We start from the raw sequence: 13,002 nt of genomic DNA, 5'->3' as shown, positions 1-13,002 counted from the left end.
AGGAAACCTCACTCACATTGTAGCCCGCCTTGGAGCGGGGCTTCTCGTTGGAAGCGCAGCAGGCGGAGGACAGAAGTGCTCAGATTCTGTCTTCCGTCCTCTACGCTCGTCTTTGTGCGTTGGGACAGAACCCTCACCCCTGCCCTGTCCCTGAGTACAGGGCGAGGGAGAAGAGGCGCCCGCTCCCTGAGTACAGGGAGAGGGAGAATGCGCGCCCTGTGCCTGGGTGCGAGCAGAGGCGGAAGCGGGGCTGTCTGGCTGAGTACCGAAAGAGGCAGCAGCGCCGCCGGGTCCTGGGAAGCGCTTGATCCCGTCCTGCGGGAGCTTTCGGCCAGTGCCGCGCGCCACCGGCGAGGCTTCGGGGATGGCGTAGTCGCTGTTGGGAAGCTTCGCAATCTGCGCCATCGCGCACTTCGCCGCCGACCGCATCGACTCATCCGTGTGCTGGAAGATCTCGCGGAAGCTGCGGCGGATCTCGTGCTCGGCCAGGTCGAACAAATGCATCGCCGCGGCGCGGTGGGTCTGATCCTGAGGGTTGCGATCGAGTCTGCTGAGGGTGCAGGCGAAGGCGTGAAGCCACATGGCGGCGTCGGCGATGCGCGCCTGCACCGCCTGCCGCCAGACGATCGACTCTCCATAGCGCCTGGACGCCAGCTTGAAGTTATGCGACAGATCGCGTACCAGCCGGGCGAACCGCCGCGCCACCGGCCGCAACGACGCATCAACCTTTGTGACCGCAGGCGGGCGAGGCTTGATCCCCAGATACAGTTCCGCCGCCAGTGGAATCGCCACCTTCAGCAGCGCCGGCCTGCGGTACACCTGTCCGATGCTCTCGCGCACGCCCAGCAGGTGCTCGGCCAACTGCTTTCCGCCGTAGGCGAAGATGAAGCTCTGCATCACTTCGTTGGCCCCCTCGACGATGAGGTTGATGCGGCTGTCGCGAAGGATCCGCTCGATCTCGTTTTCCGTCATGTACCCTTCGCCGCCCATGATCTGCATTGCGTCGTTCACTACCCGCCAGCCCATCTCCGAGCAGAACGTCTTGCAGATCGCGGTTTCGACCATGATGTCTTCGTCGTGGCGGTCGAGCATGGCACAGGTCATGTAGAGCATTGCGTCCATCGCATAACACAGGGCGCTCATCCGCGCGATCTTCTGCTGGACCAGCTCGAACTCAGCCAGCGGCCGCTGGAACTGGTATCGTGTCTGCGCCCACTTGGTCGCCTGCTCGAAGGCGCGCCGCGCCCCGCCGAGCATCCCCGCCGACAGCGTGCACCGCCCGTAATTCAGACAGCTCAGCGCCACGTTCAGCCCCTTGCCTTCCTGATGCAGCAGGTGGCTGCGGGGGACCTTCACGTCGCGGAAGCGGATCCGCGCCTGCCAGGTCCCGCGGATGCCGCACTTGCTGCGGTTGGCCTGGTAGATGTCCACGCCGGGCATGTCCGGCGTGCAGACCAGCGCCGTGACGCGATCCTTGCCGTCGGGCATCTTCTGTTTGGCCATGACGGTGAAAAGCGCCGAGATCGCGCCGCTGGTGGCCCATTTCTTCTCGCCGTTGAGGATGTAGTACTGTCCGTCGGGCGAAAGCTCGCAGCGGGTTTCCTGCCCGCCCGCGTCGCATCCGACATTCGGCTCGGAGAGGCAGAAGGCGCTGAGCTGGTGGCTGGCGAGCATCGGCAGCCAGCGGCATTTCTGTTCTTCGGTGCCGAAGAGCATGATCGCCTTGCACCCGATCGACTGATGTGCCGAGACCATCACCGCGGTCGAGCCGCAGCTCCGCCCGATGCGCTCCAGGATCCGGTTGTAGCTGGTGATTCCCAGCCCCCCGCCGCCGTATTCTTGCGGAATCGTCATGCCCAGGACGCCGATCTCAAACAGCCGGTCGATGCACCAGCGGGGGATTTCCTGTTCCTGATCGATCTGCACTGCGGGGTGTTCATTGCGGAGATACTCGTCCAGCTCGGCGAGCATCTTCTCGCAGCGGTCCTGCTCCTGTGGATCCTGTTGCGGGTAGGGAAAGATCAGGTCTTCGCGCACCCGACCCCAGAACAGGTTCTTCACGAAGCCCATTGACTCGGGCTCGGGCCCGAGCAGTTGCTCGGCCTGCTCGATCAGCCGCCGGTCCTGCTGCGAGACGCCCTTGAGCGCCTTGAGGTCTGGTGCCATGCGTCCGACCCTCCGCAAAGTCGGTTCCAGCAGACGGGACAATTAATCTTAGTCTATTGAACGGATTGGACGCCGGGCAACGCAGGAATCAGTGAATTGAAGGGAACCGGCGCCAGGCTCGTTCGGCCATGGCGCTTATGCCGATTGTCGCGGCCAGGATTCATCCGGGGCAGCGAAAGTGGCACCGTCGCCACAGATGGACATCGTCGCAGCGCGCGTAGATCGGGCGTCGGCGCAAAGACAAAGCTGCTCGCGGCCAAGGCATGGGCGCAATCCGCGCCGCATTCGATCGGAAGTCTTTTCGGAGCTGGCCGTCACCTGCGACGTCTGGATCCGACCAACCAGGCCGCACCCGCGAGCAGACCCAGCGACGCCGGCTCGGGAATCACCCCCGACTGGATCGCCCGCAACGCCGCCAAATACTCACCACCGAACATCCGTGCGTGCTCGGCGATCATGGCTTCCGCCAGCGGACCAGCCTGATTGACATATGCATTGTCGATCAGCGCGTAGTCGGTGGCGTCGATCGTGCCGGAGTAGTCGAAGTCTCCATTGATCCAGCCGCTGAGACTGTTGACGTAGCCGTTGTCGATCAGGCTGTAGTCGGTGGCATCGATGCTGCCGGAAACATCGGCATCGCCGAAGTAGGTGAACTTCACCAGCACCTCATCGCCATCCAGTCCGCTCTTGCCGGCAAAGTCGGTGTAGATCGGTCCGGAGCCGCCGACCTGCGTCAGGTCATTCAGCACAACACCCAGCCCATACAGGAAGCTGCCGGCGGTGGTGTTCTGGACATTGGCCTGTGTGCTGCCGATGCCCGGGCCAAGCCAGTCGAAGTTTCCGCCGTTTTCCAGGCCGGTTTTCAGTGCCGCGGTGACGTTCGCCAAGTTGCCGCCATCGACAATCAGGCTGTTGTTGTTCAGGTCCAGCCTGCCGGAGCCAGAGACGCTCAGCGCCGGCACACGGGTGGTGCCGGCCGGGTCGTTGGCGACGGTCTTGACCGAGACGCGAGCCTCGCCGCCGGTGACCGACAGTGTGCCATGCGAGAACTCAGGGGCGATCAGCGTCCCGCCGCGAACATAGGTTCCGCCGGAATATGGCCGCACCGGCACGAACGTGCCGCCGTTGGCGGTGGTGTCGTTGGCCCAGGTGTAGCGCGCGGGGTACACGCCGCTGAGCTGCACGGTGTTGGTCCCGTCCTTGACCAGCGCCAGCGTGTTGGTCGGCCCGTCGGTGAGGATGCCATTGAACGCGGTGGTCGGAGAGTTGCTGCCGCTGATCGTCAGCGTGGAGTTGTTCGGCCCGAAATTGGTGATCTCGGCCACGCCCGAGCCCGATCCGGTCCCAGTGGACAGCGAGCTGATCATCTGGTTGAAGCCGTTGAGGTCGATCCGCCCGGGGCCATTGTTGGGGTTGGCGATCGTGTTGCTGATCACGTCGGTGGTGACGGGCAGAGCGTTGTCCAGGCCGAGCTTGATGGTTCCGGCGGGGAAGCCTGGCGCGGTGATGATGGGATTGTTCGGGTCGGTGTTATCGACGGTGGCCGGGGTGGCGCCGCCGTGGTTGAGGTAGGTGGCGCCGGTATAGGTTGCCGCGGCGTTGAGGATGATGGTTCCCGCCCCGCCGCCCGACGGGCTTGAAGCGAAGTTCACATCCGAGGCTCCGCTGATGGGGTTGTTGAAGATGGTTTCGTGCCCTCCGACGCCGCCGATGAAGGTGACGAACGGCCCGGGCAGATTGTCCGGATTCAGCACGATGTCCTTGTTGATGATGGTCTGGAGGTTGGCGCCGGTGTTGGAGATCTGCGCGCCGCTGGCCTTGATCCAGATCTTGCCCGCGCCGCCGAAGATGCCATCGTTGAAGTTGACGCGGGTCGGTCCGGTGACGACCAGGTCGCCGGTGAAGTCGTTGCCGTTGAAGAAGGTCTTGAGGTTCGCGGCGCCGCCGGTCTGCGCCAGCACCAGCGTTCCGCCGGCCAGGGTGGTGAAGCCGGTATGGCTGACCCCGCCGGTGAAGATGAGGGTTCCGGAGCCGAGTTTGGTGACGCTTCCGCCGCCGGTGGTGCCGCCAAGGCTGACGGTGTTGTTGGCGGTGTCGATGGTATTGAAGGTGGCGTCGGTGAGCTGCACGCCGCGGGTGCCGGTGATGCTGGCCGAGGCGATCAGCGTTCCCCCGCCCATGGTGACGTTGGCAGCGGCGGCGCCAAGGGCGGCGTCGCTGTTGACGACGACGAAGCCATCGTTGATCGCCACGCCCGAGGCGAACGTGTTGGTGTTGTTCAGCACCAGGGTTCCGCCGCCGGTCTTGGTCAGCCCCCCGGTGCCGCCGATCGAGCCGCCGGTGAATGTATAGGTTCCAGTGGTATTGGAGACATTGACGGCGCTGGGCGCCACGCCCGCGGCGTCGATGTTCACCGTCGATCCTGCCGCCAGACCCGCGTCGGTGAAGTTCACCGCGTCTCCGTTCATGAACGACGTGCTGGATCCGCCATCGAGCCAGTTGGTATTGCCCGGGTCGGTGTTCCAGTTGTTGCCGGGCGGGTTCCAGATCAGGTTGCGTGAGACGCTGGCGACGAGGCTGAAGTCGTCGATCGCCAGGCCATCATCCGATCCGGCGATGTTCAGATCGCTCCAGCGGATGGCCAGCGTCTGCCCCGGCGCCCAGTTGAAGCCAGTAAGGGTGGCGGTGATGGTGGCACGGTTGGCAGCATCGTTGCCATTGAGCGATCCGGCGGCGGCGGTCTGGAGAGAGGTGAAATCCAACGCGCTGAAACTGGTGAAGCCTCCGCTGACGATATCGCCTGCGCCAACGCTGTACTCGAACAACAGCTTATCGGGGACCCCGCCGGTGTTGCCGCGGCGCCATTGTTCGCCAGTGTAGGTGATGGTCAGGGCGTTGTAGGTCGTGCCGGAGTTGTTGAACAGCACGGCGCCGATGGTGGAGATGGTGGTTCCCGAGAGCAACATGCCATACGCGCGTTCGGTGCTGCCGGTGGAGCCGTAGCTGTAGACGCGACCAGTGACGGAGCTGCCATTGTCGGCCGCGAACAGCGCATTGGCCCCGCTGCCGCCGACCTTGGCGAACGACCAGCCCTGCACGCCGGTGGCGCTGATCGGCGGATCGCTGAGCAGGAACGGGCCGGCGCCGGTCAGGGTGAAGCTGCCGGTGTTGGGCAGGCCATCGAAGTTCTGCGAGTAGGTTCCACCGTTGTAAGAGATCGACTGGGCGTTGGCGGTGACGGCCAGTGCCGCCGACGCGATCGCCGCCAGTGCCAGGCGTTGCGAGCGCGATCTGCGGCCAGACCGGGCCGTTGGTCCAGGGATGCTGCGGGTGGTGTTTCCGTCAAGCGCATTGCAAGACATTCGATTCTCTCCTGCCCTCCGAGGGGCTTCGTTTGGTGTTGTTGATCAGGCGTGATTCAGGGCTCGCAATTCAGCGGCGCTCACCACTGGTGCGTTTGAGCGCAGCGCTAAGCATAAGCTAATTCGCCCAGGCTGGCCAGCAGATTCCCAGGCACACGACAGCCCCGGCCGCAGCACAAACCCATCCGTCTGCGACCCGCCGAGGTTTGGTAAACCGGGCAATCCAGCGGTGGCCGAAAAGCACATCAAGCCGCTAATTCGGCCAACTGTTTGCCACGCGGGGAGCTTTCGATAGTATCAATTAACGTGCGTCAACGACGCGATATAGGAGGTCAATCTCATGTCATGTTCGTTTCGGTCGATTCATTGGATCCGCCGGGCCGGAAAACTGATTGTCAGTCTGGCCCTGGCCTTCACCGCCACTGCCCAAGCGGAGGAGCCGCTGCCGCCCTTCCGGCACATTCAAAAGGCCCATGACGGCTCGGTGCTCTGCGTGGAGTTCTCACGCGACGAAAAGACACTGGTCTCTTCCAGCCGCGACTCCACCATCAAGATCTGGGACCTGGCCAGCCTGGAGCTGAAAAAGACGCTGCGAAACCACACCCGCGACGTGTACAGCGTGGCGTTCAACCACGCCGGGAACCTGATGGCCAGCGGCAGCACCGACACGAAGATCATCCTGTGGGACGCGAAAACGTTCGAGCCGATCCGCGTGCTGGAGGGACACACCGCCGCAGTCCGCGAGGTCGAGTTCTCGCCGGACGACAAGACGCTGGCCAGCGTCGGCGAAGACAGCACGTTCCGTCTGTGGGATGTGCAGACCGGAAAGCTGCTGGTCACGCGCACCGAGCACACCAAGAAGGTCAAGTCCGTCGCGTGGTATCCGGATGGCAAAACGCTGGTGACCGCTTCGCACGACCTGACGCTTCGCCTGTGGGACGCCAGCGGCGAGCCGAAGCAGGTGCTCAGCGGCCACAAGGACGTGCTGGAGACGGTTGACATCTCGCCGGATGGCAAGCTGCTGTTCAGCGGCACCGGCACCGACTGGGGACAGGTGATCTTCTGGGACGCCCTGACTGGCAAGCTGCTGCATGACGAGCCGTACGCGCATGGCAATGACTACGGCAAGGAGATCGACGCCGTCATGTTCACGCCCAACGGCAAGTACGCCGTCAGCGGCTCCAAGGACCGCACGATCAAGTTTTGGGATCCGAAAACCTACGAGCTTCGACACGTGATCCCCAACAACCCCGGGCGAATCGAGTCGATGACCTTCTCGGCCGACAGCAGGACGATGGCGATCGGCTACGGCGGGACAGACCACACAATCAAGCTGTGGGATGTGAGCAAGTGGACGCAGGATTGAGCCGGTCGTGGCGTGTCGGAAGCATCCGACATCGCACGCGCGGCTGATCGGCGGGCGCGTCAGGCGTTGCAGGCGGGCTCGATCGTGGCTCGCATCGAGCCTTTGCACGCCTTGACGCGCCAGTCGGCGCCCCAACTGTGGATCTGGTCGCGTTTCAGCTCGGCCAGCTCGCGGTGGGTCGTGTAGACGATCACCCGCCCGGTCTTATCGACTTCGCGGGCCATCTTCAGCGCCACTTCCGCCGGATGCCCGAACAGCGCGTGGAGCATTTCCACGACGTACTCGTAGGTGTGATCGTCGTCATCCAGAAGCACCACGTGGTACTGCGGCAGGTGTTTGGGTTTGGGTTTTCGCCTGGGCGAGGGCTTGGCGCGCGGCTTGGCCGACTTGGGCGCCGCCTGCTGCCCGGGCGCGCCGGCCAGTTCCTTCTCCGACGCGGACGCTTCGCTCGCCTTGGCCATACCCCTACGATTTTGCCCCGCCGCCGCGAATTCGGCTAGAAGAATTTTCTTTTTGCCGATGCCTTTCACAGGCTTGCACCGGGCGGGTTCACTGCTCGAACGGCGGCGGCAGCGGCGCCCCGCCGCGATTGCTGGATTCTTCTGCCAGGCTTAACACCGCGATGACCTTGCGTGCCGACTCCGGGGTGACCGCCAGCGGTTCGCCCAGGATCAGGTGATCGGCAACGTTTCGATAGAAGCCGTCCCAGTCGCTCTTGAGAGTCGGGACCGTTCCATCGTGTTGCACGCCATTACGGTACGAAACCACGCGGATCATGTCCTTCATACCCGGCGGCAGCTCGATTCCTCCCCGCGTGCCCAGAATGCGGAACTTGGCACGTGCGATGGCGGCGATGGAGCTTTGCTGGATGTGTGCGGTGCGCCCGCCCTCGAAGCGGATGAACGCTTCGGTATGGTCTTCGATATCGACCGCGTGCCAGACGCGCTTGTGGAAGCTGCCGGAAATCGACTCGATCCGATAGGGCATGAGGTTCAGGACCCAGTCGGCGAAATGCGCGCCCCAGTCATAGAACGCGCCGCCACTGACCCGCTTGCTGGATCGCCACCAGTCGGCTCGCGGCTCGCCGTAGCCCCCGAAGAAGCACTCGATGTGGAAGACCTCGCCGATCAGGCCGCTGTCGATCACCCGCTTGATGGCCATGAAATCCCCGTCCCAGCGACGGTTGTGAAAGACGGTGGCCATTTTTCCCGCGCGGCGGGCGGTTTCGATGACGTTGGTGGCCTCGGCGACCGTGATGGTGAAGGGTTTTTCGGTTACCACGTGTCTGCCGGCCTGAAGACACTGGATCGCGATCGCGGCGTGCGTGTTGTGCGGCGTGATGACAATGCACAACTCCGCGTCGCTGCCGCCAAGCAGATCTTCCAGCTTCGTGTAGGTCTGGATGTGCTGGCCCAGCTCGGCCTTTGCGGTGGCCAGGCGGTTGGGATCCAGATCGCAGACGGCCACGGGCTTCATGCGGGCGCGGGCGCAGCTTTCCAGATGGAGCTTGCCCATGTTGAACGCCCCGCCGTAGCCGATCGCCGCCACCTTCACCGTTCGCTGCGACCAGTCTTCGCCGCCGGCAAAACGCACGGCGCGGGTGGCGAGCTGCCGCAGCGTCGGTTGGCTCATCGCCGCGGCGGTGCTGCCCACGCCCAGGTACACGACCCGCCCGCCGCCTTCCCGTCGAACACACGCCAGCGGCCAGCACCTGCCTCCGTGATAGAACGACCACAGCACCTGGCAATCCCCCGCACATTCCACCAATAGCAGCGATTCGGACAGGCGAAACTCGCTCAGCCGGTGATTGATTGGATGATCAGGCTGCCGCGGGCTGAGCTTGATTTCGACCGGCCCGGTCCGCTGCACCGGCCGCGCACCCAACAGCCTGCCCAGAGCCGACGCATGGTCGGGCGAAGCTGAGGCGTCGGCGCAGCCGATTGCCACCAGTCCCCCGCCGCTGCCCACGAATCCGCCAAGCTGTTCCACCGAAGCGCCATCCAGGTTATTCACACCAAGCAGAACCACTACATTGTGTTTCTGCAGCGTGGGGGCTTTGAGCGACGCGACATCGGTGGTACACGTCGTGTCAATGCCAACTGCACGCATCGCGTCGCTGAGCAGTCGGCAGGCTTCGGCGATCTGAGGGTTATCGGCGGGAGTGAAAATCAACGCGCGGTGTTGCGTCCCGGTCATGTCTGTCCTCGAATGATGCTTCCGTGTTGCGGGCGTATCTTACCATTCTCCTGGGCAGTATCACGACGCTGGCGATCCAGGGATATCAGTTCGGCCATGGAAACCAGACGATCTATCTGTTGGATGCGATTCGTCGCACCGAGCCGGCCTTCTTGCGCAATGACTGGTTCCTCACGCAGACGCTTCAGTATCACGCGGCGTTCACACTCCTGGCGGAAATGCTGCTGCGGCTGAAGCTGCTCCAGCCGGCGTTTGTGCTGGGATACGTGGCGCTGATCGGTTTGTTTCACATCGCCTGGCGGGGCATCGTCAGAACCCTCGGCGGAGATGACACGACCTATCTTGCTTCGGTCGTGCTGTACTATCTCAGCGCGGCGGGCACGGCGCTGGGCATGTACCAGTTCTTTCAGGATTCGGCCCTGCTGCCCAGCAACATCGCCAACGTCGCGATGCTGTGGGCGATCTACCTGTGGCTGAGCGGTCGTCCGAACTGGGCGGGGATCTGTCTGGGCGTGGCGGGGCTCTTTCACCTGAATCACGCGGTGGTGGCTGTGGCGCTTGGGATCCTGCTGGTCGCGCGATCGCTGCTGCCGCGACCGCGCCACAGTCTCCACATCGCCGGCATGATCGGCGCGATCCTGCCCGGCGCGATCAATATCGCCCTGGCGGCTCATGCAAAGCTCACGCGCAGCGGCTCGATGCCCCTGGAGCAGTTCATCGACCTGTACGTGCGACTGCGGCATCCGCATCACTACGATCCGTCAAGCTGGCCGGCGGGGATCTGGGTCGCGTTTGTGTGGTCGATCCCGCCTGGGTTGCTGGTGCTTCGCGGCGAGGCGCGGCGGATCATGCTGGGCATCCTGGCGATGATCGCAGTTGCCCTGCTGGGCGCGGGCGTGTGGTTTTGCAGCGAAACCCTCGTGCAGATGTCGCTGTATCGGTTCAGTATCTACGCGCAACTGCTCGCGTGCGCTGCAACCGCGGTGCTGCTGACAAAGTCAAACCACAAGCCGATGGCGATGTTCCTGAGTTGTGCCGCACTGCTCGTGATGATCGCGGTTTGTGCCGCGCGCGGGCCATTCTTCGGACTGTTCCGCATGCCGCGCGATGATGCGGATTACATCAGGCTCTGTCAGTGGATCTCCAGCAATACCGATCGGGATGCGGTTTTCCTCGTGCCGCCTGACGAGCAGTCGATGCGGCTGATCGGCCGGCGGGCAATCGTGATCAACTACAAGGCGGTGCCGCAGTTGAGCGGCGAGCTGCCGCAGTGGCATCGACGGCTCGCCCAGGTACTGGATCTGCCAGACCTGCGGCAACTGCCGCGCGGATACCCGCGCACGCTGGCGGCGATCCGGCAACGTTACGACTCGCTGCCCGCCGAGCACCTGATCGCCGTCGCCCGGCAATATGGCGCGCAGTACATCGTCACGTCGCGTCCGCTGGACGCACTGCAATCGCGGCGACTGAAAACGGATGCATTCGGATCGTACGCGCTGTATGATGTCCAACGCTGATCTGGGGAACTGAAGGAGGATGCACGTCGTGTCCGCGGATTTGCTGTCTGATTCGGAATTGTCCGAGGTCGCAGCGCGCGTGGAAGAGGTTCTGCTCAACCGCTATCAGCTCCGCGTGCGCCCGGAGATGATCCAGTACGTCAGCCGGCGGCTGCGCCAGTCGCAGCAGACGACGATCCCGGTGATGGGCGGAGACGCGCGCACGGGCGTGGCGATTCGTCAGCTCCTGCCCGCCGACGAGCTGCGCGCCGCGCTGACACCGATCTCGCGCGGTCGATCCTGAGGCGCCATCGCGCCGTCAGCACATCGCGACATGCTGCGAAGGAACTGACAGGAAGAACCGAAACGAGTATTGACGATTCAATGATGCGTGCTATCCTGTGTTAGTTCACCCGATTCATTGCAGACGCGGATCGAAAGCGGTGGCTCCCTTCCGATCCGCGTTTTTTTGCGCGCTCAGCACATGCTGGAAAGCTCCGGGACACAGATCGGTCGGGGAAGTCTTGCCCACTGATGCGCGGCATCACTCCTGGCGACTTCCTTGCGACGCGCTCAATGCTCAGCGCTTGCGGGCGAAAAACTGCTGGAGCTTTGACAGGGGCAGACAATTGATCACGTGATGTCTGGTCACCCAGGCGCGGCGGGCGACGGACAGCCCGAGCACAATGTCGTTGAAGCCCTGAGTGGAATGGGCGTCGGTGTTGATCGAGAGCATCACGCCGGCGTCGATGGCGCCGCGGGAGTGGATGTCGTTCAGGTCCAGTCGCGGATAACCGGCGTTGATCTCCAGCGCCGTGCCGGAATCGGCCGCGGCCTTGTAAATGCGGGCAAAATCCAGCGGCAACCCCGGGCGCGAGTTGATCAGCCGCCCGGTGGGATGTCCGATGATGTTGACGTACCGGTTCTCGATCGCGCGCAGGATGCGATCTGTCGCCTTGTCCGACTCCTGTTTGAGCGACACGTGCGGCGAGGCGATGACGAAATCCAGCTCCGCCAGAATCGCATCCTCGTAGTCCAGCCGCCCATCCACCAAAATGTCCACTTCCGCGCCGGCCAGCAGCTTGATCTTCCTGCCAAATCGATCCGAGATCCTGCGGATTTCCCTGACGTGGGCGAGCAGGCGCTCGGGCGAGAGGCCATTGGCGATCACCTGGCTCTTGGAATGATCCGTGATCCCGAGATACTCGTATCCCAGCGCGATGGCGGCTTCGGCCATCTGCTCGATGCTGGCGGTGCCGTCGGAGGCGGTGCTGTGGCAGTGCAGGTCGCCGCGATAGTCGGCCCGCTCGATGAGCTTGGGCAGCTTGTGTTTCAGCGCCAGCTCCACCTCGCCGCGATCCTCCCGCAGCTCCGGCTCGATGTACGACATGCCCAGCTTCCTGTAGATTTCCGCCTCGGTTCTGCTGGCCAGCGGTTTGAGCTTGGGCGCCTCGCCGGGCTTCTTCTGGATCTTCTCGTACTCCTGGAGCTTGTACAGCCCCCACTCGTTGAGGGTCATGCCCTTTTCCTGGGCCAGCCCACGCACGCGGACGTTGTGGTCTTTGGAACCGGTGAAGTACAGCAGCGCCGCGCCGAAGTTCTCCTCCGGCACGACGCGCAGGTCCACCTGCAAACCGCTGGCGGTGACGATGCTGGCCTTGGTCGGACCCTCGCCCAGCACCGTGCTGACCTCGGGGAAGCGGGTGAAGGCCGAGGTGATCTGGGCGCCGGATGCGCCGTCCTTGCAGGCGCAGACCAAGTCGACGTCTCCGATGGTTTCCTTGCGTCGGCGGAGGCTGCCGGCGATCTCGGCCTGCGTCACCTGCTTCAGCGCCCGCAGCCCGGCCAGCAGTTGCTCGGCCACGGGCAGCGCCTCGCCGATGCCCATCCGCTGCGCCGCCTGGGCGCGCATTCGGATTCCCTGCCGGATCGCTTCCAGCTTCTTTTCCCCGATCCCCTTCAGCCCCTTGAGCGAACCATCCTCCAGTGCCCGGGTCAGCTCCTCCAGGTTCGTGATGCCACGCTCTTTCCAGAACAGAGCGATCGTCTTGGGACCAAGACCGGGAATCTGGAGCATCGGGATCAGTCCTTCGGGGATACTGGCGATCGCCTGGTCGTAGTCACTGCTGCGACCGGTGCGCACGTATTCCTCGATGATCCTTCGGCTGTGCGGGCCAATGCCTTCGATCTGCTCGATCGTGCCGTCCTCCACCGCGGCACGGATATCGATCGGGAGGTTTTCCAGGATGCGGCTGACCTTGGAGAAGGCGATGGCCTTGAATACCGGCTCGCCGCGGATCTCCATGATGGCCGACAGGGTACGGAACAGTTGCGAGAGTTCTTGGTTGAGGGACATGGGCTATGAGTCTATGAGCATCCGCCGGCGCATGTCGCGTGCAAATGCGCGCCGAGACAG

At 63.7% G+C, this 13,002-nt stretch carries 8 protein-coding genes; 3 read left to right on the top strand and 5 right to left on the bottom strand.

The window, feature by feature from the left end; genetic code table 11:
* Positions 1-12: 12 nt before the first annotated feature.
* Both ACQS5P_RS11975 and ACQS5P_RS11970 read right to left on the bottom strand, forming a co-directional pair.
* Positions 13-2,166 carry an acyl-CoA dehydrogenase family protein gene (locus ACQS5P_RS11975; protein WP_428936856.1) on the bottom strand — a complete coding sequence of 718 codons (2,154 nt, stop codon included), beginning with the start codon at positions 2,164-2,166 and terminating at the stop codon, positions 13-15.
* A gap of 314 nt (positions 2,167-2,480) precedes the next feature.
* Positions 2,481-5,528: a beta strand repeat-containing protein gene (locus tag ACQS5P_RS11970; RefSeq protein WP_428936855.1), complete on the bottom strand. Its 3,048-nt coding sequence runs from the start codon at positions 5,526-5,528 to the stop codon at positions 2,481-2,483.
* A 340-nt stretch (positions 5,529-5,868) separates the two neighbouring features.
* Between ACQS5P_RS11970 and ACQS5P_RS11965 the strand changes: the two genes are divergently transcribed.
* Entirely contained in the window at positions 5,869-6,894 is a 1,026-nt protein-coding gene (locus ACQS5P_RS11965; RefSeq protein ID WP_428936854.1) for a WD40 repeat domain-containing protein, read from the top strand.
* 59 nt (positions 6,895-6,953) lie between these two features.
* Here ACQS5P_RS11965 and ACQS5P_RS11960 read toward each other — a convergent pair whose 3' ends face one another.
* Positions 6,954-7,355 carry an ATP-dependent Clp protease adaptor ClpS gene (locus ACQS5P_RS11960; protein ID WP_428936853.1) on the bottom strand — a complete coding sequence of 134 codons (402 nt, stop codon included), beginning with the start codon at positions 7,353-7,355 and terminating at the stop codon, positions 6,954-6,956.
* 88 nt (positions 7,356-7,443) lie between these two features.
* Complete coding sequence (locus tag ACQS5P_RS11955) at positions 7,444-9,090, bottom strand: Gfo/Idh/MocA family protein (protein WP_428936852.1); 1,647 nt, start codon at positions 9,088-9,090, stop codon at positions 7,444-7,446.
* A gap of 23 nt (positions 9,091-9,113) precedes the next feature.
* Between ACQS5P_RS11955 and ACQS5P_RS11950 the strand changes: the two genes are divergently transcribed.
* Positions 9,114-10,607 carry a DUF6798 domain-containing protein gene (locus ACQS5P_RS11950; protein WP_428936851.1) on the top strand — a complete coding sequence of 498 codons (1,494 nt, stop codon included), beginning with the start codon at positions 9,114-9,116 and terminating at the stop codon, positions 10,605-10,607.
* A 28-nt stretch (positions 10,608-10,635) separates the two neighbouring features.
* On the top strand, positions 10,636-10,890 hold the full coding sequence (locus ACQS5P_RS11945) for a hypothetical protein (protein ID WP_428936850.1): 255 nt from the start codon (positions 10,636-10,638) through the stop codon (positions 10,888-10,890).
* A gap of 276 nt (positions 10,891-11,166) precedes the next feature.
* Here ACQS5P_RS11945 and polX read toward each other — a convergent pair whose 3' ends face one another.
* Positions 11,167-12,942 (bottom strand): DNA polymerase/3'-5' exonuclease PolX, encoded by a 1,776-nt coding sequence (gene polX, locus ACQS5P_RS11940; protein WP_428936849.1) that lies wholly within the window; start codon positions 12,940-12,942, stop codon positions 11,167-11,169.
* Positions 12,943-13,002: the final 60 nt, after the last annotated feature.

The organism is Fontivita pretiosa, from assembly GCF_050410795.1.
GTDB lineage: Bacteria > Planctomycetota > Phycisphaerae > Tepidisphaerales > Tepidisphaeraceae > Fontivita > Fontivita pretiosa.
The sequence above is the reverse complement of the archived record's forward strand: the minus strand, read 5'-3'. Positions and strand labels throughout refer to the sequence as shown.